Source organism: Streptomyces sp. NPDC041135 (assembly GCF_055592085.1).
The window spans coordinates 49,573-73,403 of sequence record NZ_JBVIYZ010000017.1; the positions used below are offsets into that span (position 1 = coordinate 49,573).

11 protein-coding genes are annotated in these 23,831 nt (G+C 73.4%); 9 read left to right on the top strand and 2 right to left on the bottom strand.

Annotated features, from left to right (window positions below):
* Window positions 1-58 precede the first annotated feature (58 nt).
* On the top strand, window positions 59-1,315 hold the full coding sequence (locus tag ACZ6CZ_RS29000) for an MFS transporter (protein ID WP_469026994.1): 1,257 nt from the start codon (window positions 59-61) through the stop codon (window positions 1,313-1,315).
* A 96-nt stretch (window positions 1,316-1,411) separates the two neighbouring features.
* Entirely contained in the window at window positions 1,412-2,296 is an 885-nt protein-coding gene (locus ACZ6CZ_RS29005; RefSeq protein WP_469026996.1) for an AAC(3) family N-acetyltransferase, read from the top strand.
* A gap of 110 nt (window positions 2,297-2,406) precedes the next feature.
* Here ACZ6CZ_RS29005 and ACZ6CZ_RS29010 read toward each other — a convergent pair whose 3' ends face one another.
* Complete coding sequence (locus tag ACZ6CZ_RS29010) at window positions 2,407-2,712, bottom strand: hypothetical protein (protein ID WP_469026997.1); 306 nt, start codon at window positions 2,710-2,712, stop codon at window positions 2,407-2,409.
* 320 nt (window positions 2,713-3,032) lie between these two features.
* Here ACZ6CZ_RS29010 and ACZ6CZ_RS29015 point away from each other — a divergent pair, with 320 nt between their 5' ends.
* Window positions 3,033-4,376 carry an aminotransferase class V-fold PLP-dependent enzyme gene (locus ACZ6CZ_RS29015; RefSeq protein WP_469026999.1) on the top strand — a complete coding sequence of 448 codons (1,344 nt, stop codon included), beginning with the start codon at window positions 3,033-3,035 and terminating at the stop codon, window positions 4,374-4,376.
* A 430-nt stretch (window positions 4,377-4,806) separates the two neighbouring features.
* On the opposite strand, the gene ACZ6CZ_RS29020 is transcribed toward ACZ6CZ_RS29015, so the two are convergent.
* Complete coding sequence (locus tag ACZ6CZ_RS29020; protein ID WP_469027002.1) at window positions 4,807-5,451, bottom strand: TetR/AcrR family transcriptional regulator; 645 nt, start codon at window positions 5,449-5,451, stop codon at window positions 4,807-4,809.
* A gap of 128 nt (window positions 5,452-5,579) precedes the next feature.
* On the opposite strand from ACZ6CZ_RS29020, the gene ACZ6CZ_RS29025 reads away from it, so the two are divergent.
* From ACZ6CZ_RS29025 to ACZ6CZ_RS29050, 6 genes are all read left to right on the top strand, one after another.
* Window positions 5,580-7,202 (top strand): MFS transporter, encoded by a 1,623-nt coding sequence (locus ACZ6CZ_RS29025; RefSeq protein WP_469027004.1) that lies wholly within the window; start codon window positions 5,580-5,582, stop codon window positions 7,200-7,202.
* A gap of 362 nt (window positions 7,203-7,564) precedes the next feature.
* Complete coding sequence (gene purU, locus ACZ6CZ_RS29030; protein WP_469027007.1) at window positions 7,565-8,428, top strand: formyltetrahydrofolate deformylase; 864 nt, start codon at window positions 7,565-7,567, stop codon at window positions 8,426-8,428.
* Window positions 8,429-8,583: 155 nt separating this feature from the next.
* Window positions 8,584-9,417, top strand: coding sequence for a hypothetical protein (locus tag ACZ6CZ_RS29035; RefSeq protein WP_469027010.1), 834 nt, complete (start codon window positions 8,584-8,586; stop codon window positions 9,415-9,417).
* Window positions 9,418-9,448: 31 nt separating this feature from the next.
* Window positions 9,449-12,538, top strand: a complete 3,090-nt coding sequence (locus tag ACZ6CZ_RS29040) for a non-ribosomal peptide synthetase (protein WP_469027012.1) — start codon at window positions 9,449-9,451, stop codon at window positions 12,536-12,538.
* Window positions 12,539-12,684: 146 nt separating this feature from the next.
* On the top strand, window positions 12,685-18,201 hold the full coding sequence (locus tag ACZ6CZ_RS29045) for a type I polyketide synthase (RefSeq protein ID WP_469027015.1): 5,517 nt from the start codon (window positions 12,685-12,687) through the stop codon (window positions 18,199-18,201).
* 49 nt (window positions 18,202-18,250) lie between these two features.
* The gene (locus tag ACZ6CZ_RS29050; protein WP_469027017.1) at window positions 18,251-23,809 is read left to right on the top strand and encodes a type I polyketide synthase; all 5,559 of its coding nucleotides are present in this window, start codon (window positions 18,251-18,253) and stop codon (window positions 23,807-23,809) included.
* Window positions 23,810-23,831: the final 22 nt, after the last annotated feature.

A 23,831-nucleotide genomic window follows, 5' to 3' on the forward strand; every position in this document is an offset into this window, starting at 1 on the left:
CAGCGCGACGCCGGGCCGCCGTGGACGCCGAGCACCTCGCATCGAGCGGAGACCAGCCATGCCGTCCCTCGCGGGCTCCCTGAACCCCCTGAACGCGCTGCACGGCCCGGCGCGGCGCATCGCGCTGCTGCACGGGGTCGACGGCGTCGGCGTCGGGCTGTACGTCGCCGGGTCCGCCGTCTATCTGACACGGGTCACCGGGCTGACCGCCGCCCAGGTCGGCCTCGCGCTGTCCGCCGCCGGGCTGAGCGGGCTGCTCGCCTCGGTGCTCTTCGGCAAGGTCGCCGACCGGGTGGGCGCCCGGCCGCTGCTGACCTGGCTGCTGGTGCTGCTGGGCGGCGGCTACCTGGCCCTGCCCGCGGTGCACTCCGCCTGGCAGTTCACGGCGCTCGCGATCCTGCTCGGCGCCCTGCAGTTCGGCACCGGGCCCTCCTTCATGTCCCTGATCGCCGAACTCGTCCCCGAGGGCGAGCGGGTGACCGCGCGGGCCGCGATCCGGGCGGTCGGCAACGCCAGCATGGGCCTGGGCACCCTGGGCGCCGCGGCCCTCATCGCCTTCGGCAGCGGTGCCGTGCTCCAGGTCTTTCCCCTGGTCAACGGGGTCACCTTCGTCATCGCGGGACTGCTGGTGCGCGGGCTGCCCTCGCGCGGCGCCCGTCCCGCACCACCGGCCACGGGCCGTACGGCCGCCCTGCGCGACCTTCCCTTCCTGCGGGTGGTGGCGGTCAACGCCGTCCTGGCGCTGCACGACTCCTTCCTCGCGGTCGCCGTACCGCTGTGGATCGTGGTCGCCACCGAGCTGCCCGCCGCGCTCACGCCGGCGCTCATCGGGTTCAACACCGTGCTGTGCGTACTGTTCCAGGTCCGCACCTCCCGGGGCACCGACGACCTGCCCGGCGCGGCCCGCGTCGCCCGCCGCGCCGGTCTGGCCGCCGCCGCGGCCTGCCTGCTGCTGGTGCCGACCGGCGGGCTCTCGCCCTGGGCGGCCGGGGTGCTGGTCACGGCCGCGTTCACGGTGATGACCTGCGCCGAGCTGTGGCACTCCGCGGCCTCCTTCTCCCTCGGCCTCAACCTCGCCCCCCGGGACCGGCGCGGTGAGTACCTGGGTGCCTTCCAGCTCCACCACGGCGTCCAGTCGATCCTCGGCCCCGCCCTCCTGACCTCCTTCATCGGCGGCGGCCGGGGCGCCGGCTGGGCCGTGGTCGCGGCGCTGTTCGCCGCGGCGGGCCTGCTGATCACTCCGGCGGTGCGCGGCGCCCGGCGGCCGGACCCGGTACCGGTGGCGGAGCCGGGCGCCGCGGCCGCGGTGAAGTGACCGAGGCCGTACGAGAGCCGTGAAGTGACCGAGGCCGTACGAGAGCGGTGAAGTGACCGCGCCGACCTGCCGAGCCGGAGCCGTGGAGGCCCCAAGATGCTGCACCCCGCCGCCGAGACGACCACCCCGGGGCCCTACAGCCGTCGTGAACTGGCCGACGCGATAAGGGCGTCGGGCGTCACCGAGTCGGACGTCGTCGTCGTGCACGGGGCGATCAGCGCGCTGGGCTGGACGACCGGCGGGGGAGTCACCCTCGTCCAGGCGCTGCGCGACGCCGTGGGCCCCGGCGGCACCCTGGTCGTGCCCGCCTTCACCACCTATCTGACGGACCCCGCCACCTGGTCCCAGCGCCCGGTGCCGCGTGAGTGGTGGCCCCGGGTGCGGGCCGCCCTGCCGCCGTTCGACCCCGAGCTGCACCCGGCGCAGCCCCGGCTCGGCCGACTGCCCGAACTCGTCCGCTCCCTGCCCGGTGCCCGCCGCTCCGCACACCCCCTGTACTCCTTCGCCGCGGCCGGTCCCGCCGCCGCCGAGGTGCTCGGCGAGCACCGGCTGCCCTACGGCCTGGGGGAGTACAGCCCGCTGGCGGGGCTCTGCCGGGCCGGGGCCAAGGTGCTGCTGCTCGGGGTCGGCTGGGACAAGTGCACCGCGCTGCACCTGGCCGAGCACCGCACCCCCTACCCCGGGCGCCGCAGCCACCGTATGGACGTGCCCCACGCGACGGGCGCCGACGGTGTCACCGAGTGGCGGGCCAGCGAGCAACTCGTCATGTACGAGGGGGACTACGAGGAGATCGGCCGGAGCGCCGCCCGCGAGGGCCTGGTGCGCACGGGCCGGGTCGGCGCCGCCCAGGCGCTGTGCTGCCCGGTGGCCGAACTCGTCGCGCTGGCCTCGGCGTGGCTGGCCGCGCACCGCGATCTCAGCGGCTGGCGCGTGGCGCCGAACATGACCGGAGTGACCGAAGCCCCCGCCACGGCTCTGTGACCGGCGGGGGCCTCACGGTTCGGTAGGTCTCTTCTCCCAGCGCCCCTGCGGGGGCGCTTCTTTGCGTTGCGCCGCGGGATGCGGCCGCGTGCGGTGTTCGGCGTGCCGCGTCAGACCGCGGCGACCCGGGGCCAGCCGATGGCGGGAGCGTCCGTCGCGGCGGCCTGGACCGCCTGCGGCCAGCCGATGGAGTCCGTGCCGGCGGTGGTGGCCCCGGCGACCCGCGGCCAGCCGATGGAGTCCGCGGCGGTGGCCGTCGCGGCGGCCGGCCAGCCGATCGCGTCCGTGTGGCTCGTGGCGGCCGGGGCGGTGGGCCAGCCGATGTCACCGGCGACCGCGACCTGCGTGGCACCGGTGCTGAGGACGGCGGCGGCGAGAGCGGCGGCGGTGACGAGGACGCGGGCGGCGATCTGCATGTCGGCTCCTGGTGGCATTGTCGCGGGCAACTCCGCGATCCGCGTTGGCAACTTCTTACCAAGAAGCTTGGCAACACCCCCTTGGAATTCGCTCGGGAATCGATCGAGAACAAGTAGAGAAACCGGCCATACCTTTCCCCGCCTGCGGGTTCCGCTTGGCAATACCTGGCAAATACAGCCGCCCGCGCGCTGTTTCCGCACGACGGCACTAGAGCGCCGCCGGAGCGGGTGTTGCCAACTTCCCCGGACAGTAGGCAAAGTATTGCCAAGAAATCTGGCAATGCTTGGCACAGTCCCGATCACGGGGGGAGGCCCCGGAAATGAACGCGACGACGGACGCGACCACGGCACCCGCCCCGCGGCGGACACGGACGGCGCACCTGAACACGGCGGGCCGCGGCCGCATGCCGGCCGCCGTGCGCGACGCGGTCGCCGACTGCGCGCACCGCGAGGACCGCTACGGCCCCCACGAGGTCGAGGAGACCTACGGAGACGTCCTGCACGGCGAGGTCCAGGCGCGCATCGGCGCCCTGCTGGGCGTGCCCGCGGCCGGCACCGAGGTGGTCACCGGCGCGTCCGAGGCCTTCGCGGCCCTGGTCGGCACCCTGCGCCTGGCGGCCGGCGACCGGATCTGGACGACGCCCTACGAGAGCGCGGCCAACCTGGCCACGCTGTACGCGCTGCGCGACCGCACCCGCTGCCGGCTGGAGGTCGTACCGCTGCGCGACAACGGCGACCTCGACCTGCGCTGGCTGGCCGAGCACATCGACGACACGGTCGCGCTGGTGTCGGTGACCCACGTGCCCGGTGCCGTCGGCATCGTCAACCCGGTCGAGGCGGTGGGCCGCATCCTCGCCCCGCACCGCTGCCTGTACGCCGTCGACGCCTCCTACGCGGTGGGCCAGGTGCCGGTGGACGCGGGCCGGGCGGGCTGCCACCTGCTCACCGCCGACGCCTGGCGCTTCCTGCGCGGCCCCGACCGGACCGGGCTCGCCTACGTCGCCCCCCGGCTGCGCCAGGCACCCCGGGAGCCGTCCGCGCGCCCGTACCCGCCGGCGCCGGAGGACGCGGCGGTCGTCGGACTGAACGCCGCCCTCGCCGAGCACGCCGCCATCGGCCGCGGCACCGATGTCCGCGCGCTGCAACGGCGGCTGCGGGCGGCGGTGGAGGCGGTCGAGGGCGTCGAGGTGATCGCGCCCGGCCAGGTGCAGTCCGGCATCCTCGCCTTCCACCACCCCGCACTGCCCGCCGCGGAGCTGCGCCGGGAACTGGCGGCGCGAGGCGTCGTCGTGTGGAAGACGGTCGCCCAGGAGATGCCGCTGCACCTGCCCGCGCGGGGCATCGCCACCGCCCTGCGCGCCTGCGTCCACCTGGACAACACCGCCGAGGACGTCGACCGCTTCGCCGAGGCGCTGCGCGAGACGGTCGCGGCGCAGACGGCCCGGCGCGAGGCGGAGCTGCGGGAGACGGCCCGTCAGCACGCGGTGGCGTACGGGGGACACGCGGCGCGCTCGCCGCGGCCCGCGGTCCGTCCGCTCCGGCCGGTGCCGGGCGCGGCCGCCGCCCCGGTGGCCCGCGCCGGCCTCGCCCCGGCCGCCGCCGACGGCCACCCGGCGGTCCCCGCCGCCCGCCGCCACCTCAGCGTGGTGCCGTCACCGTCCTGACCCCGCGACCCGGCGCACGGGTCGCCGTACGGCGCGCGTACCCGTGCGACGGGTGCGCGCGCCTTCGGCATGCGGCCGTGCCCTCTCGGCGATCGCGTCCCGGGCGGTCGCGTTCGGGGCGATCGCATTCTCGATGATTGCTTCAGGAATACTCGAGAACCGCTTGAACAGCTGCTGCCCGACCGGTGCCGGAAAACGCGCGTCCACCTGCGCGGAGCGTCTTCCGCCTGCGGTGGAGACCTGAATTCCGCTGGAGAATCGGCAGAACCCCGGTCCGGAACCCCGACCCCTAGCAGGAAATAGGGGTTACCGTTCCGGACGTGTCGCTGTTCCATGTCCGGGAGATACCCCTTGCCTGTCCACGGACAGGTCCCCCATAAGGAGTTGCTCCATTGCCGTCATGGATATCGGAATGCGCGGCGTGCGGGGGCTAGTTCACGGACTGGTTCCCCTGCGGGCCGAACAACAGACCAAGGAGGCTGTCGACCTGTTCCCCGACGGCCGGCCACGGGAAGCTGCCCAGCTCGCGCAGGGTGACGATCCCGTGCAGCGCAGTCCACAGGTGCAGCGCCACCCGGTCGGCCCGGACCTCGCCGACCGCCGCGGCGACGGCCTGGCGGAGCACGGCGAACGCCCCGTTGGTCTGACGGCTCAACTCCTCGGTGACGGAGGCCGACAGGGGGGTGAACATCACCCGGTAGTCGCCCGGGTGGGTCAGTCCGAAGTCGACGTACGCCAGGCTCAGGGCGCGTACCCGCTCGCGGGGATCGTCTCCCGCCGCGTCCGCGACTTCGGTGAGTGCCTGGGTGAACTGCTGGAACAACCGCTGCTTCACCGCGGAAACCAACTCCCCGATGTCCTGGAAGTGGAGGTAGATCGAGGTCGCGGCCACGCCGACGGTGCGCGCGACCGACCGCAGGGACAGGCTGCTCGCGTCGCCCGTCTCGGCCAGCTGCCGGCCGGCCGCGTCGATGATCTCCGAACGGAGTTGGCCCCCTTCGCCCCGGCGAGCGGGCCGACGTCGCTTGGCAGCCGTCTTGGCCTGCGTGGACGCGTGACTGGTGCTGGTGGGCATGGCCTCCTCCTTCGTCCCGTGAGCCGACCTTACCTGATGAGTGTACAAGCTTAGCTTGACACCTGTAGCGCAATGGGCGTACACCTATGGCTGGGCTACAGCCGTTGTGTAATCGAAAGGACACCGTCATGACCGCTCCCGTCGCTCCGGGGCGTTCCGGCCGGATCTGGACACTCGTCCTGGTCTGTGTCTCAGTTTTCTGCCTCCTGATGAACGTCACCATCGTGGCGGTGGCGCTGCCGAGCATTCAGAAGGCGATGGACACGGATCTGTCGAACCTGTCCTGGGTCGTCAACGCCTACAACCTCCCGCTCGCCTGCCTGATGCTGACCGCGGCGACGCTCGGCGACCGGCTGGGCCGCAAGAAGATCTTCCAGGCCGGCATGCTGGTCTTCACCCTCGGCTCCCTGGCCTGCGCGCTCACCAGCAGCCCGCTGCCGCTGGAGATCGCCCGTGTCGTCCAGGGCCTCGGCGGCACGATGCTGTTCGCCATGACGCTGCCCCTGATCGGCGCGGCCTTCCCGGACCCGAAGGCCCGCTCCGGCGCCATCGGTGCCTTCGGTGCCTCGATCGCGGCGGCCATCGCCGTGGGCCCGCTGCTCGGCGGCGCCCTGTGCGACGGCCCCGGCTGGCGCTGGATCTTCCTGGTCACCGTGCCGGTCACGGCGGCCGCCTTCCTGATCGGCTTCAAGTACCTCGACGAGTCCCGCTCCGACCGGCCCAAGCCGGCCGACTGGCCCGGCACGGTCCTGCTCACGCTCGGCCTGGTCGCCGCGCTGTTCGGTCTGGTCCAGGGCAACAAGGACGGCTGGACCTCGGCGAAGATCCTCACCTCGTTCGCCATCGGCGGCGCGCTGCTGATCGGCTTCGTGGTCTGGGAGGCCGTCTCCAAGACCCCGATGCTGGAGCTGCGGCTGTTCAAGAACCGCAAGTTCCTCGGTGTCGTCCTCGCCTCCTTCGGTGTCGAGGCCACGCTGGTCGCGATCATCAACTACCTGGCCATCTGGGTGCAGAACGGCCTGTCCTACAACGCCGTCGACGCCGGTGTGCGCTTCCTGCCGCTGACCGGCGCCGCCTTCATCGCCGCTCCGCTCGCCGCGAAGCTGTCGCGCAAGATCTCCGACCAGTGGCTGTGCGCCTACGCCATGGTGCTCGTCGCGGCCGGCATCTGGTCGCTGACCGGACTGAACGGCAACAGCAGCTGGACCCACCTGATCGTGGGCTTCATCCTCGCCGGTGCCGGTATGGGCATGATCAGCTCCTCCGCCTCGGCCGCCGCGCTGAACGCGGTCGAGCCGCGGGACGCGGGCATGGCCACCGGCGCGGTCAACACCCTGCGCCGTATGGGCACCTCGATCGGTGTCGCCGTGATGGGCGCCGTCTTCGAGCAGCGCGTCGCCAGCGACGCCACCACGCGGCTGCACGGTCCGAAGATCCCGGAGGCCATGCAGTCGGCCGCCAAGCCGATCACCGAGGCCCTGCAGTCCGGGGCCGGCGTGCACGTCGCGCAGGCCTCGCCGCCCCAGGGGCGTGCCGTGCTCACCGAGGTGGCCCAGTGGTCCACCGCGTACGGCACCAACCAGATGCTCATCGTGAGCGCCATCGGTGCCACCGTGCTCGCCGCCCTGACGATCCTGATGACCGTGGGCAAGGGCCGTACCGCCCCCGTCCAGGACGTCGTCGTCGGCAAGCGGACGGCCCCGGCGCCCGCCGCGGAGGCCCCGGCCGTCGGGGCGCCGGTCTCCCGCTGACCGGACACCGACCGGACCGGACGCGAACAGGCCTGACCCGTACGACCGGTACGACCCGCAGGACCCGCAGTACCGCAACCGGCCGGTGGCCGTCATCCCAGGATGACGGCCACCGGTCTTTTCACGTCCGCCGGCCGGCGTACCCAGGACCCCGGCACGGCCCCTAGGGGCGGGCTAGGGGTTACCGGTCCCATTTCGGGCCCCTAGCCTGAAACCGTGCGCACGGTCGAAAAAGTGTGTGTCGGCCTGTTGCACGGGCGCGGCCCGGAAGAGCCTCCCGAATCCCCCGTCCGGAGTGAATTCCGGGCCGGCCCGGTCCCACCTGCGTCGCACATGAATGGCAGACCCGACCGGGAGAAGCGATGAAATCAGGCGCCGCGCGACAGTATGTCCTGACGCTGTCCTGCCCCAACACCCGAGGCATCGTGCACGCGGTGTCCAGTTATCTGCTGATGATGGGTGGCGACATCGTCGACAGCCAGCAATTCGGCGATCAGGACAGCGGACTGTTCTTCATGCGCGTCCACTTCGAGATCGACTCCGGTGCCGCCCTGGAGGACATCCGCGCCGGCTTCGCCGGGGTCGGCGCGACCTTCCGGATGGACTGGCAGATCCACGACACCGAGCGGCCCACCCGCACCCTGATCATGGTCAGCCAGTACGGGCACTGCCTCAACGACCTGCTGTTCCGGGTCGCCAGCAAGGCCCTGCCGATCGAGGTCGCGGGCGTCGTCTCCAACCACGCCGACTTCGAGGGCCTGGTCACCGGGCACGGCATCCCCTTCCACCACATCCCCGTGAGCGGCGACGACAAGGCCGCAGCCGAGGCCAGGCTGCTGGAGGTCGTCGCCGACAGCCAGGCCGACCTGGTCGTCCTCGCCCGCTACATGCGCATCCTCTCCGCGGACGTGTGCAAGGCCATGGAGGGGCGGATCATCAACATCCACCACTCCTTCCTGCCGAGCTTCAAGGGCGCCAAGCCCTACCACCAGGCCCACTCGCGGGGCGTCAAGCTGATCGGCGCCACCGCCCACTACGTCACCCCCGACCTCGACGAGGGCCCCATCATCGAGCAGGACGTCATCCGCGTCCGGCACGACGCCGCGCCCGCCCAGCTGGTGGCCCTCGGGCGGGACGTGGAGAACCGCACCCTGGCCCGCGCGGTCGGCTGGCACGCCGAACACCGCATCCTGCTCAACGGCACCCGAACCGTGGTCTTCTCCTGATCCGGCGCCCGTCCCATTCCGCTCGAGAAAGCGGCTCGGAGGGTGAATTTAGGGGCGGATAGGGGTTTTTCCCCGATCGGCCCGCTGGCTAGTTTCTCTGCATGACGCGCGGTCGTGACCGTAACCCGCGACCTGGTGACCGACAAGGGGAAATCATGAGCGACCCGATATCGAGCTGGAACATTCTCAGCCAGGGCGAGAACGGTGAACTCGTCATCGCCGTCGACTTTCCGGCCTCCGGCCGCCTCCAGGCCGATTTCGACGAACTGGCGAACCGGCTCACCGGCGGCCAGGCGTTCTGGCGCACCGCGGCCTCACCGACCGGGCTGCTCTCCGGCATCAGCGGCGACGAGTACATCAAGCCGTGGCTGGACGAGGTGAAGGCCAGCGGCAAGCAGGTCCGCGGCGTCCTCGGCTACTGCGTGGGCAGCGTCTACGCCGCCCTGCTCGCCGAGCGCATCGCCGAGATCCAGGACGAGGCGCCCGCGCTCATCCTCTTCGACCCGGAGCTGACCCACCCCGACACCGTGTACTGGCAGTTCTACATGGTCGTCGAGAGCCTCAAGCAGATCCTCAGCCCCGAGGAGGCCGAGCAGCTGCGCGAGGCCGGCCGGGCGGCGCTGGAGGAGGCCGGCAGCATCAAGGAGCTGGCCGAGATCCTCGTCAGCCGCTTCCACGACGCCGTCGCCATCGCCTGCGACCGCATCGGCCTCGGCGAGGAGTTCGTCGAGGAGCTGGAGGAGATGTTCGGCGCGTTCCTCACCTACCTGTCCGTCGCCGAGCAGATCGACCCGCTGCCCGCCTGGGGCAAGGCCACCGCCCTGTGCTCCTCGGCCGTGGACAACGGCCTCAACCGGGTCCGCAACAAGATCCTGCACACCCAGGACAAGCTGGTGGCCGAGGAAGTCGTCTTCGCCGGCGTCGAGCACGCCGACCTGCTGCGCACCGACGACGTCGCCAAGGCCACCACCGAACTGCTCTCCAAGTAACCGAGAAGATCGGACAGCCGAGATGGAGCTAGTGCACGGGGACCTTCGCACCGCAGCCCCGGCCGCGAGCAAGGAGAGGTCCCTCTGGCTGCTGGAGGACCTGGTCCCCGGTGCCGGGGTCAACAACCTGACCTTCACCTTCCAGGCCGAAGGAGCCCTGGACGGTGACGCGTTGCAGCGTTCGCTGACCTTCCTGGTCGGCCGCCACGAGACACTGCGCACGGTGTTCCACACCGACGGCGAGACGTCCGCGCTGCGCAAGTCGGTCCTGCCCGCCGACGAGGCCGGGGTGGCGGTCGAGCACCGCCGCTCCGAGCCGGGCACCGACACCCTCGCCGCCCTCACCGAGTACGTGGGCACCCCCTTCGCCGCCGACGGCAGCCTGCTGCTGCGCGCCCGGCACATCACCGACCCCGGCGGTGACATCTTCTGCCTGACCGTGCACCACAGCATCTTCGACGGCATGTCCACCGGCATCGTCGTCGAGGAGTTCTCCGCCCTCTACGACGCCTTCTCCACCGGCGCGCCCGCCCCGGCCGCCCTGGCCGGCCAGGCCCCCGCGTGGACCGAGCCCGAGCCCTCCGAGCGCAGCCGGGAGTTCTGGCAGCGCCAGGTCGAAGGCCTCGACGTGGGCGCCCTCGACCTCGGCAACGACAAGCCGCTGCCGGCCCGCACCACCCTGGTCGGCGACTGGGTCACCAAGGCCCTGTCCCCCGAGGCGGCGGCCGTCGCCAAGCGGCTCCAGCGCGAACTGCGCGCCCCCGAGGTCGTCATCCTGCTCGGCGCCTACTACGTCCTGCTCGCCGCGCACGGCGCCGGACCCGACATCACCGTCGGCTCCCCGGTCAGCGTCCGCGGCCGCGACCAGGCGAAGACCATCGGCTACCACATCAACGTGCTGACCCTGCGCCAGAGCGTCGACCGGGACAAGAGCTTCCGCGACCTGGTCACCACCCTGCGCCGCACCTACCTCGACGCCGTCGGCCACGCCGACTACCCCGTCGACGAACTCCTGGAGATCGTGCCCCGCGTCGACGCCTCCTGGCGCAACTCGCTGTTCCGGCACGTCTTCAACTACATCCCGCACAGCAACCCCGAGTTCCCCATCGGCGGCGGCACCGCCCGCCTGCTGACCGTGGAGAACGGCTACAGCAAGTTCGACCTGGAGTTCTTCGTCACCGTCCTCGGCGACTCCCTCCAGCTGCGCGCCGCGTTCTACCAGGACGCCTACAGCCGCAGCGACGTCGAGCTGATGATCGACCGCTACGAGGCACTGCTGCTCGCCCTCGGCACCGCCGCCGACGAGCCGCTGACCGCCCTGCCCACCTGGAGCGAGCGCGACCACGCCATCATCGACGGCGCCAACGACACCGCCCGCGACCTCGACCACACCGACGTGCTCAGCGCCGTCGCCGAGCAGGTCGCCCTGCGCCCCGACGCGGTCGCCGTCGAGGACGGCGGGCACGAGGTGTCGTACGCCGAACTGTGGCGCCAGGCCCAGTACATCGGCGAACAGCTGCTGGCCACCGGCGTCGAACCCGGCTCCGTGGTCGCCCTGCTCTGCCGGCGCGGCGTCCGGCTCGCCGCCGCCGTCCTCGGCACCTGGCTCGCCGACTGCGTGTACCTGCCGCTCGACCCCGACCACCCGGCGCAGCGGCTGGAGTACCAGCTCACCGACGCCGGCACCGGACTGGTCGTCGCCGACGCCGGCGTCGAGGTGCCCGTCGACGGCCTGGTCACCATCCGCCCCGACGGCACCGACGGCGCCACCGTCGAACTGCCGGTCCCCGGAGCCGACCCGGCGTCCTGCGCCTACATGATCTACACCTCCGGCTCCACCGGCCGCCCCAAGGGCACCCGCATCAGCCACCTCAACCTGGCCAACCTCGTCGAGCACTTCCGCGACGAACTCGGCGCCGGGCCCGGCTCGTCGGTGCTGTGGATGACGACGTTCAGCTTCGACATCTCCGCCCTGGAACTGCTGGTGCCGCTCGCCTCCGGCGGCCGGGTCGTGGTCGCCCCCGACGGCGCCCGTGTCGACGGCGAGCAGCTGCTGGCCGTGCTGGAGCAGCACTCCATCGACATCGTCCAGGCCACCCCCACCACCTGGCGGCTGGTCGGCGGACACGCGGGCGACCGGCTCGCCGGCCGCGCCGTCCTGTCCGGCGGCGAACCGCTGCCGCCCGCCCTGGCCCGCGAGCTGCTCGCCACCGGCGCCCGCCTCACCAACGTCTACGGCCCCACCGAGACGACGATCTGGTCGGCGTCCGGCCGCATCGAGAGCCTCGACGACGGCCCGCTGCACGTCGGCGGACCCATCGCCAACACGCAGATCTTCGTCGCCGACCCCGAGGGCCGCGAGCTGCCCGTCGGCCTCGCCGGTGAGCTGTGCATCGCCGGCACGGGCGTCGGCATCGGCTACCACGACCGGGCCGAACTGACCGCGGAACGCTTCCCCGGCCACTCCCGGCACGGCCGCTACTACCGCACCGGCGACCTGGCCCGCTGGCTGCCCGACGGCACCCTCGAAGTGCTCGGCCGCATGGACCGCCAGGTCAAGCTGCGCGGCAACCGCATCGAACTCGCCGAGGTCGAGTCCGTCCTGCTGGAACACCCCGAGGTGCGTGCGGCCGCCGTGGTCCTGGTGGGCGACCCCACCACCGACGGCGCGCTGATCGCCTTCGTCGTGACACCGGACGACCCCAAGGTCATCGAAGGCCTGTGGAGCCACACCCGCTCCCTGCTCCAGGGAGCCGCCGTCCCGCAGGACTTCGTCCCGGTCACCGACTTCCCGATGACCGGCAACGACAAGGTGAACTACCCCGAGCTGACCCGGATCGCCACCGACCTCAGGGCGCTCGGCCAGGACGCCGAGGCGGTGCCCGCCGACACCGGCGACGCACTCGTCGACCTGCTGACCACCCTGTGGCGCGAGCTGCTGGGCAGCACCGGCCTCACCGCGGACGCCCACTTCTTCACCAGCGGCGGCCACTCCCTGCTCGGCGCCCAGCTCATCCAGAAGATCGACCGGGCCGTCGGGGTGCGGCTGAAACTGGCCGACCTGTTCGCCAACCCCACCCCACGCGCACTGGCCGACCAGGTGAGGGCCCGACAGTCCTGACCCGAAGGCAGACCACTGCACGTCCCCGTGCCGACCGATGACCGGCCCCCGGCGCAACCCGCGGGGGCCGGACATCGGCACGTCGGTATTCGCTCTGCCCGCGGAGGGCAAGCCCACCCCTTTGAAGCGAGGAGAGTGACGGCAAAATGGCCGCCCAAGACAACAAGGTCATAGAGGCGCTGCGTGCCTCCCTGAAGGAGACCGAGCGGCTGCGCGAGCAGAACCGTTCGCTCGTCAACGCGGCCCGGGAGCCGATCGCCATCGTGGGTATGGCCTGCCGCTACCCCGGCGGCGTGGCCTCGCCCGAGGACCTGTGGCGGCTGGTCGACGAGGCACGGGACGTCATCGGCCCCTTCCCCGACAACCGCGGCTGGGACCTGGACGGCGTCTACCACCCCGACCCCGACCACCCCGGCACCAGCTACACCAAGAACGGCGGCTTCCTCTACGACGCCGACGAGTTCGACGCCACCTTCTTCAACGTCTCCCCGCGCGAGGCCCCGGTCACCGACCCCCAGCAGCGCCTGCTGCTGGAGGCCTCCTGGGAGGCCATCGAGCGCGCCGGCATCGACCCGCACACCCTGCGCGGCTCCCGCACCGGCGTCTTCGCCGGCGTCATGTACTACGACTACGTCCCCGACGTCGACCTCATCCCCGGCGACCTCCAGGGCATGGCCTCCACCGCCCGCTCCGCCAGCGTCATCTCCGGCCGGGTCTCCTACACCCTCGGCCTCGAGGGCCCCGCGGTCACCGTCGACACCGCCTGCTCCTCCTCCCTGGTCACGCTGCACCAGGCGGCGCAGGCGCTGCGCCAGGGCGACTGCGACCTCGCCCTGGCCGGCGGCGTGACGGTCCTCGCCACGCCCAACTCCTTCGTCGAGTTCAGCCGCCAGCGCGGCCTGTCCGCCGACGGCCGCTGCAAGTCGTTCTCCTCCACCGCCGACGGCGTCGCCTGGGCCGAGGGCGTCGGCGTCCTGCTGGTCGAGCGCCTCTCCGACGCCCGCCGCAACGGCCACCGGGTACTGGCCCTGGTCCGCGGCTCGGCCGTCAACCAGGACGGCGCCAGCAACGGCCTCACCGCGCCCAACGGCCCCGCCCAGGAGCGGGTCATCCGCCAGGCCCTGGCCTCCGCCAACCTGGCCCCCGCCGACGTCGACGCCGTCGAGGCGCACGGCACCGGCACCCCCCTCGGCGACCCCATCGAGGCCCGCGCCCTGCTCGCCACCTACGGCCAGGACCGCGAACGCCCGCTCAAGCTGGGCTCCCTGAAGTCCAACATGGGCCACGCGCAGGCGGCGGCCGGCGTCGGCGGCGTCATCAAGATGGTCATGGCGATGCGCAACGGCGTCCTGCCCAAGACCCTGCACGTCGCCGAGCCGTCCCCGCACATCGACTGGACCGCGGGCGCGGTGGAACTCCTCACCGAGGCCCAGGAATGGCCCATGGAGGACGGCCGCCCGCGCCGCGCCGGCGTCTCCTCCTTCGGCATCAGCGGCACCAACGCCCACGTCATCCTGGAACAGGGCGACCGCGACGAGAGCGCCGCCGGCACGGCCCCCCAGGGCACCGGCACCACCGGTCTGCCCGTCCCATGGGTGGTCTCCGCCCGCAGCGAGGCCTCCCTGCGCACCCAGGCCGAGCGCCTGGCCGCCTTCTCCGGCACCGCCGACCACGTCTCCGTCGCCCGCGCCCTGATCGGCCGCTCCCGCTTCGACCAGCGGGCCGTCGTCCTCGGCCAGGACCGCGACGAACTCGCCGCCGGCATACGGGCGCTCGCCGCCGACGACAGCGCACCGGGCCTCACCACCGGAAGCGTCTCCGGCCCCGCCCGCGTGGGCGTGCTGTTCACGGGTCAGGGTGCGCAGCGGCTGGGCATGGGTGAGGGTCTGGCGGCCGCGTTCCCGGTGTTCGCGCAGGCCTTCGAGCAGGCGTGCACGGAGGTGGACAAGCATCTGGAGCGGCCGATCCGTGAGGTGATCGCGGACGAGGCGTCGGGGGAGCTGGACCGTACTGGATACACGCAGCCGGCGCTGTTCGCCTTCGAGGTGGCCGCGTACCGGTTGCTGGAGTCGTGGGGTGTGCGGCCTCGGGTGCTGGTGGGTCACTCCATCGGTGAGCTTGCCGCCGCGCACGTGGCCGGTGTGTTCGGCCTGGAGGATGCCGCCCGGCTGGTGACGGCCCGGGCGCGGCTGATGCAGGCGCTGCCGGAGGGCGGCGCGATGATCGCCGTCGCCGCCGGGGAGGACGAGGTCGCCGCGCTGCTGGCCGGGCACGAGGCCGAGGTGTCCGTCGCGGCCGTCAACGCACCGGGTGCGGTGGTGATCTCGGGTGTGGAGGAGGTCGCGGTTCGGATCGCTGAGGAGCTGAAGGAGCGCGGTCACCGCATTCACCGGCTGAAGGTGTCCCACGCCTTCCACTCGCCGCTGATGGAGCCGATGCTCGCGGAGTTCCGCACGGTCGCGGAGTCCGTGAGCTACCAGGCTCCGCGCATCCCGGTGGTCTCCACCGTCACCGGTGAACTGGCGGCGGAGGAGTTGTGGCAGGACCCGGGGTACTGGGTCGGCCAGGTGCGTGCCGCCGTTCGCTTCGCCGATGGTGTGAACGCCGCTCACGGCGCGGGAGCGCGTGTACTGGTCGAGGTCGGTCCCGACGGTGTGCTGGCGGCAATGACCCGCCAGACCCTCACCGAAGACATCCCGGTCGTCGCCGTCTCCCGCAAGGACCGCCCTGAACCGAAGGCGGCCGCGGAGGCGCTGGCAACCCTGTTCACAGCCGGAATCGACGTCGACTGGACGTCGTACCTCGACGCCCTCGGCATCCCCACCCGCCCCGTCGACCTCCCGACCTACGCCTTCGACCGCCGGCGCTACTGGCTGACGCCCCTCTCCGCCGGCACCGACGTCTCCACCGCCGGGCTGAGCGCCGTGGCGCACCCCCTGCTGGGCGCGGTCACCGAGCTGGCCGGCGCAGATCAGCTGGTGCTCACCGGGCGGCTGTCCCTGGCCACCCACCCCTGGCTCGCCGACCACGCCGTGCTGGGCACGGTGATCGTGCCGGGCGCGGCGATGATCGAGATGGTGCTGCAGGCCGCCGACCAGGCGGGTTCCGGGCACATCGACGACCTGACGCTGGAGAGCCCGCTGATGCTCACCGCGGACGGCGCCCTGCACGTGCAGATCGTGGTGGCCGAGGCGGACGACGCCGGCCGTCGCCCGGTCAGCCTGTACTCCCGCACCGGCGGCACCGAGCCCGGCCCCTGGACGCGGCACGCGAGCGGCTTCCTGGCCGCCGAGGCCGCCGCGCCCGAGACCGACCTGTCCCAGTGGCCGCCGCGCGGAGCGCAGCAGGTCGCCGTGGACGACGTGTACGACGACCTGGCCCGCCTGGGCCTGGAGTACGGGCCGCTGTTCCAGGGCCTGACCGCGGCCTGGAAGACGGCCGACGAGGTCTACGCCGAGGTCACCCTGCCGGAGGAGGGGCGCGCCGACGTGGAGCGGTTCGGGGTGCACCCGGCGCTGCTCGACGCGGTCCTGCACGCCACCACCCTCGGTGACTTCGTCGAGGGCCTGGAGCCCGGGAAGCCGTCGCTGCCGTTCGGCTGGCAGGGCGTGACCCTGCACGCCTCGGGCGCCGCGGCGGTCCGGGTGCGCGTGGCCCGCGCCCGCTCCGGCCCGGGGGTGCGGCTGGAGGTCGCCGACCCGTCCGGGGCACCGGTGCTGAACGTGGACTCGCTGGTGCTGCGCCCGGTCTCCGCCGAGCAGCTGGCGGCGGCGGGCGGCTCCGCCTCGAACGTGCTCTTCGCCGTCGACTGGACCGAGGTGCCGCTGCCGTCGGAGGTGTCGACGGTGGGCGTCGCGGTGCTCGGCGGCGCCGGGGAACTGGGCGCGGACGTACCGGCGTACGACGACCTGACCGCGCTGCGCACGGCCGTCGAGGAGGGCGCCTCCGTCCCGGAGTACCTCTTCGCGCACCTCGCCCCGAGCCTGGTGGCCGGGGACGGCACCGCCGACGCGGCCCGGGCCCGCACCCACGAGGCGCTGGCGCTGGTCCAGGGCTTCCTGGCAGAGGAGTGGCTGTCCGGGGCGCGGCTGGTCGTGGTGACCGGCGGCGCGGTCGCCGCCACCGACGGCGAGGTCGCGGACGTGACGACGGCCCCCGTATGGGGTCTGGTGCGGGCCGCGCAGGCCGAGCACCCGGGCCGGTTCGCGCTGGTCGACATCGACGGGGACCCGGCGTCCTGGGCCGTGCTGCCCGGCGTGCTCGGGCTCGGCGAGCCGGAGACCGCGGTGCGGGCCGCCACGATGCGGGTGCCGCGCCTGGTCAAGGCGGCCGCCGCGACCGACGCCCCGGCCCTCGACGCCCAGGGCACGGTCCTCGTCACCGGCGCAACCGGCGGCCTCGGCGCGGTCGTCGCCCGCCACCTCGTCACCGCCCAGGGCGTCCGGCACCTGCTGCTGACCAGCCGCCGGGGCCCGGACGCGCCCGGCGCGAAGGAACTCAAGGCCGAGCTGGAGGAGTCCGGCGCCTCGGTCACGGTCGCCGCCTGCGACACCGCCGACCGGGCGGCCGTCGCCGCGCTGCTCGCGGAGGTGCCGGCCGGGCACCCGCTGACGGCGGTCGTGCACGTCGCCGGTGTGCTGGACGACGGCCTGGTCGGTTCCCTGACGCCCGCGCAGGTCGACCGGGTGCTGCGCCCGAAGGTGGACGCGGCCTGGAACCTGCACGAGCTGACCGCGGACCTGCCGCTGACCGCGTTCGTGGTCTTCTCCTCGCTGGCCGGGATCTGGGGCAACGCCGGACAGGCCAGTTACGGCGCCGCGAACGTCTTCCTCGACGCGCTCGCCGCCCACCGCCGCGCCCACGGCCTGCCGGCCACCGCGCTGGCGTACGGGCTGCTGTCCGTCGGCGGCATGGCCGGCAGCCTGGACGACGCCGACGTACGGCGGCTGAAGGAGTCCGGCGTGCTCGCGCTGGAGGAGGCCGACGGCCTCGCCGCGTTCGACACCGCCCTCGCGGGCGGGGAGCGCGCCGCGCTGGTGCCCGCCAAGCTGGACCTGCGCGGACTCGCCGACCAGGCCGAGGCCGCACGGCCGCTGGTACGGCAGCTGGTGGCCGGCTCGGGCCGGCGTACGGCGGCCGGCCGCGGCGCCCGCAAGGACCCGTCGGTCAACCTGCGCGAGAAGCTCGCCGGACTCGACGAGGCCGGACGGCAGCGGGCGCTGTCGGACCTGGTCCGCGGCCAGGTCGCCACGGTGCTCGGCTTCTCCGGGGTCGAGGCGGTCGGCGCCGACCGGCTGTTCCAGACGCTCGGCTTCGACTCGCTCACCGCGCTGGAGTTCCGCAACCAGCTCGGCGCGGCGACCGGGCTGAAGCTGCCCGCCTCGCTGATCTTCGACTACCCGAGCCCCACCGCACTGATCGAGTTCCTGCTGGGCGAGCTGGCCCCGGAGGAGACCGAACCCGCCGAGACCCGGCACCCGGTGCTGGACGAACTGGAGCGGCTCGAGACGGCCATGTCCACGCTCACCCCCGACGACGCGGTCCTTCAGGACGTCACCGCCCGGCTGCGCGAGCTGGTGCGCGCGCACGCCGGCGGCGACCTCGCCGCCTCCTCGGACGACGAGCTGCTGGCCGAACTCGAGAACGAACTCAAGTCGTTCTAGCCCCAGCACCCGAAGCAGAAGCAGAAGCATCTGAGCAAAGGATCAGGCGATGCCGAGCAACGAGAGCCAGCTGCGGGAGTACCTGCGCCGGGCCACCGCCGAGCTGCGCGAGGTCAACCGCAAGGTGCAGGACATGGAGGAGCGCCGGCGGGAGCCGATCGCGATCGTCGGCATGGCCTGCCAGTACCCGGGCGGCGTGACCACCCCCGAGGACCTCTGGGACCTGGTCGCCGAGGGCCGCGACGGGATCTCCGGCTTCCCGGCCGACCGCGGCTGGCAGCTCGACGACCTCTTCCACCCCGACCCCGACCACGAGGGCACCTCCTACTGCGACCAGGCCGGCTTCCTGCACGACGCGGGCGAGTTCGACGCCGCCTTCTTCGGCATCTCGCCCCGTGAGGCCCTGGCGATCGACCCGCAGCAGCGGCTGCTGCTGGAGGCGTCCTGGGAGGCGCTGGAGCGGGCGGGCATCGACCCGCACACCCTGCGCGGCTCCCGCACCGGCGTCTTCGCCGGGGTCATGTACCACGACTACGTGCCGCCGCGCGACGCCGTCCCCGGCGAGCTGGAAGGCATGATCGGCACCGGCAGCCTGGGCAGCGTCGTCTCCGGCCGGGTCTCCTACACCCTCGGCCTGGAGGGTCCCGCGGTCACCCTGGACACGGCCTGCTCCTCCTCCCTGGTCGCCCTGCACCTCGCCGTGCACGCCCTGCGGACCGGCGAGTGCGACCTCGCCCTCGCGGGCGGCGTGACCGTGATGGCCACTCCGCGCGCCTTCGTGGAGTTCAGCCGCCAGCGCGGTCTCGCCGCCGACGGCCGCTGCAAGTCCTTCTCCTCGACGGCCGACGGCACGGCGTGGGCCGAGGGCGTCGGCGTCCTGGCCGTGGAGCGCCTCTCCGACGCCCGCGCCAAGGGCCACCGCGTGCTGGCGGTGGTGCGCGGTACGGCCGTCAACCAGGACGGGGCGAGCAACGGCATCACCGCGCCGAACGGGCCCTCGCAGGAGCGGGTGATCCGGCAGGCGCTGGCCGCGGCCGGGCTGTCCGGGGCGGACGTGGACGCCGTCGAGGCGCACGGTACGGGCACGACGCTGGGTGACCCGATCGAGGCGCAGGCGCTGCTGGCGACCTACGGCCAGGAGCGCCCCGACAGCGGACGCCCGCTCTGGCTGGGCTCGCTGAAGTCGAACTTCGGGCACGCGCAGGCGGCGGCCGGGGTCGGCGGTGTCATCAAGATGGTCATGGCGATGCGCAACGGCGTGCTGCCGAAGACGCTGAACGTGGACGAGCCGTCCCCGCACATCGACTGGTCGGCCGGTGCGGTGGAGCTGCTCACCGAGGCCCGCGAGTGGACCGCCGAGGAGGGCCGCCCGCGCCGCGCGGGCGTCTCGTCCTTCGGCATCAGCGGGACGAACGCCCACGTCATCCTGGAGCAGACCGAGCCCGAGCCCGCCCCGGGGGAAAAGTCTCCCGCGGCTCCCGCGGCTCCCGCGGGGCTGGTCCTGCCGTGGGTGCTCTCGGCACGCGGCGAGACCGCGCTGCGCGGGCAGGCCGAGCGGCTGGCGTCCTTCGTGGAGGCCGACCCCGCCGCCGACCCGGTCTCCGTCGCCCGCACCCTGGTCTCCCGCTCCCGCTTCGAACGCCGGGCCGTGGTGCTCGGCGAGGGGCGCGAGGAACTCGTCGCGGGCGTGCGGACGCTCGCGGCCGGTGACGCGGCGGCCGGTGTCATCACCGGCTACACGGCGACCGGCGCTCCGGACACCGGGGTGCTGTTCACGGGGCAGGGTGCGCAGCGGCTGGGCATGGGTGCGGGTCTGGCGGCCGCGTTCCCGGTGTTCGCGCAGGCCTTCGAGCAGGCGTGCGCAGAAGTGGACAAGCATCTGGAGCGGCCGATCCGTGAGGTGATCGCGGACGAGGCGTCGGGGGAGCTGGACCGTACCGGGTACACGCAGCCGGCGCTGTTCGCCTTCGAGGTGGCCGCGTACCGGTTGCTGGAGTCGTGGGGTGTGCGGCCTCGGGTGCTGGTGGGTCACTCCATCGGTGAGCTTGCCGCCGCGCATGTGGCGGGTGTGTTCGGCCTGGAGGATGCCGCCCGGCTGGTGACGGCCCGGGCGCGGCTGATGCAGGCGCTGCCGGAGGGCGGCGCGATGATCGCCGTCGCCGCCGGGGAGGACGAGGTCGCCGCACTCCTCGAAGGCCATGAGTCCGAGGTGTCCGTCGCGGCCGTCAACGCACCGGGTGCGGTGGTGATCTCGGGTGTGGAGGAGGTCGCGGTCCGGATCGCTGAGGAGCTGAAGGAGCGCGGTCACCGCATTCACCGGCTGAAGGTGTCCCACGCCTTCCACTCGCCGCTGATGGAGCCGATGCTCGCGGAGTTCCGCACGATCGCGGAGTCCGTGAGCTACCAGGCTCCGCGCATCCCGGTGGTCTCCACGGTCACCGGTGAACTGGCGGCGGAGGAGTTGTGGCAGGACCCGGGGTACTGGGTCGGCCAGGTGCGTGCCGCTGTTCGGTTCGCGGATGGTGTGAACGCCGCTCACGGCGCGGGAGCGCGTGTACTGGTCGAGGTCGGCCCGGACGGTGTGCTGGCGGCAATGACCCGCCAAACCCTGACAGAGGACATCCCGGTCGTCGCCGTCTCCCGCAAGGACCGCCCTGAACCCAAGGCAGCAGCTGAGGCGCTGGCAACCCTGTTCACAGCCGGAATCGACGTCGACTGGACCACCTACCTCGACGCCCTCGGCGGCCCGGCACACCCCGTCGACCTCCCGACCTACGCCTTCGACCACCAGCGCTACTGGCTCGTCCCCACCCCCCGCACCACCGACGTCTCCACCGCCGGACTCGGCCCCGTCGCGCACCCCCTGCTCGGCGCCGCCACTCACCTGGCCGGGACCGATCAGCTGGTGCTCACCGGGCGGCTGTCGCTGGCCACGCACCCCTGGCTCGCCGACCACGCCGTCCACGGACACGTCCTGGTGCCCGGCACCGGACTGGTCGAACTGGCCGTACGGGCCGGTGACGAGGCCGGTACGCCGGTCGTGGACGACCTGACGCTCCAGGCGCCCCTGCTGCTGCCGGAGAGCGGCGCGTTGCAGGTGCAGGTGGTCGTCGGGGCGCCCGGTGCCGACGGTGGCCGCCCGGTCTCCATCCACTCCCGTGACGCCGGCGCCCCGGACGCCCTCTGGACGCGGCACGCCGAAGGGCTGCTCGCCCCGGCGGCGTCGCGGCCGGCCGAGGGACTGACGGCATGGCCGCCGCCGGACGCCACCCCGATGGACGTGGAAGGCGCGTACGACTACCTCCTCGAACGCGGTTACGCCTACGGCCCCGTGTTTCAGGGCCTGACGGCGGCCTGGCGGGCCGGGGACACCGTGTACGGGGAGGTCGTGCTGCCCGAGGAGGCGCGCGCCGACGCCGGCCGCTTCGGGCTGCACCCGGCCCTGTTCGACGCCGCGATGCACGTCAAGCTGGTGGAGGGCCGGGAGGACGGGACGCAGGAGACGCTGCTGCCGTTCGCCTGGGCCGGGGTCACCCTGCACGCGGCCGGCGCCGACGCCGTACGGGTGCGGATGACGAAGATCGACGACCACGCCCACTCCATCACCCTGGCCGACGCCACCGGCGCCCCCGTGCTGACTGTGGAGTCGCTGACGGCGATGCCCGCCTCTCCCGAGCAGCTCGCGTCGGCAGGCGGCTCGGCCGCCTCCCGCGTGCTGCACGGCATCGACTGGAGCGAGGTCCCGGTCGTCGAGGACGGCCGGGCCGGGACGCCGGCCGTGTGGGGGGAAGGCCTGCCGGCCCTGACCGGCGCCGCCCGGTACGCGGGCGTCGAGGAGCTGGCCGCGGCGGCTCCGGCGACCGTGCTGACGGTCGTACCCACCGGTGACGGCGGGCCGGACGGAGTGCGCGGGGCGCTGTACGAGGTGCTGGACCGCGTGCAGGCGTTCCTCGCGGAGGAGCGGCTGGCCGGCTCCCGGCTGGTGGTCGTCACCCGGGGCGCGGTCGCCGTCGCCGGGGGCGAGCTGCCCGAGCTGTCCACGGCCCCCGTGTGGGGTCTGGTGCGGGCCGCGCAGGCCGAGCAGCCGGGCCGGTTCGTGCTGCTGGACCTGGCCGACGAGGTGTCGGCGCCGCTGCTGGCCGGGGTGCTCGCGCTGGACGAGCCGGAGGTCGCCGTCCGGGACGGTGTCGTGTGGGTGCCCCGGCTGGTGCGCACCCCCGCCCCGCCGGCCGCCCCGGCCGGAACGCTCGACCCGCAGGGCACGGTCCTGGTCACCGGCGGCACCGGTGGTCTCGGTGCCCTGGTGGCCCGCCACCTGGTCACCGCCCACGGCGTACGGCACCTGCTGCTGACCAGCCGCCGGGGTCCGGACGCGCCGGGCGCGAAGGAGCTCAAGGCCGAGCTGGAGGAGTCCGGCGCCTCGGTGACGGTCGCCGCCTGCGACACCGCCGACCGGGCGGCCGTCGCCGCGCTGCTGGCGGAGGTGCCGGCCGGGCACCCGCTGACGGCGGTCGTGCACGCGGCCGGAGTCGGCGACAACGGCCTGGTCCAGGCCCTGACGCGGGAGCAGGTCGACAAGGTGCTGCGTCCGAAGGCGGACGCGGCCTGGCACCTGCACGAACTGACGGCGGACCTGCCGCTGGCCGCGTTCGTGCTGTTCTCCTCGGCCGGCGGCCTGGTGCTGGCGGCCGGGCAGGCCAACTACGGCGCCGCGAACGTCTTCCTAGACGCGCTCGCCGCCCACCGCCGCGCCCAGGGCCTGCCCGCCACCGCCCTCGCCTACGGCCTGTGGAACACGGCGACCGGCCTGACCACCCAGTTGCAGGAGGCGGACCTGGAGCGCATGCGCCGCCAGGGCCTGCCCGCCCTGTCCGTCGCCGAGGGCCTCTCCGCCTTCGACGCGGGCCTCACCGCGGACCGCGCCGCGCTGGTGCCGCTGCGGGTCGACCCGGCCGCGCTGCGCACCCGCGGCGACGGCCTGCCCGGCCTGCTGCGCGGACTGGCGGCCCAGGGCGGCCGCCGCACGGCCACCGGCGGCGGGGCCGTGCGCGGCGGCGACGGCGGCAGCGGCCTCGCCGACCGGCTGGCCGCGCTGGCACCCGCCGAACGCGAGCCGTACCTGGTGCGGTTCGTCCGGGAGAAGGCGGCGACGGTCCTCGGCCACGCGGGCGCGGACGCCGTGGAGGCGGGCCGGGCCTTCCAGGAACTCGGCTTCGACTCCCTGACCGCCGTGGAGCTGCGCAACCAGCTCAACTCCGCGACCGGACTGCGGCTGTCCGCCACGCTCATCTTCGACTACCCCAACGCCACCGCGCTCGCCGCCCACCTCCTCGCCGAGCTGGCGCCGAGCGCCCCCGACACCGACCGCGGCGTCCTGGCCGACCTGGACCGTCTGGAGGCGGCCCTGGCGGCCGTACCCGCCGACGGCACCGCGACCGGTCACCTCGACCCCGACGAGATCACCACCAGGCTCGAACTGGTCCTGGCCAACTGGAAGAAGCTCGCCCGTCAGGACGCCGGCGGCGAGGCGGACGTCTCCGACCGCCTGGAGTCCGCCAGCGCGGCCGAGGTGCTCAGCTTCATCGACAACGAACTCGGGCTCTCCTGACCCGTACGACAGTGAGGAAGGC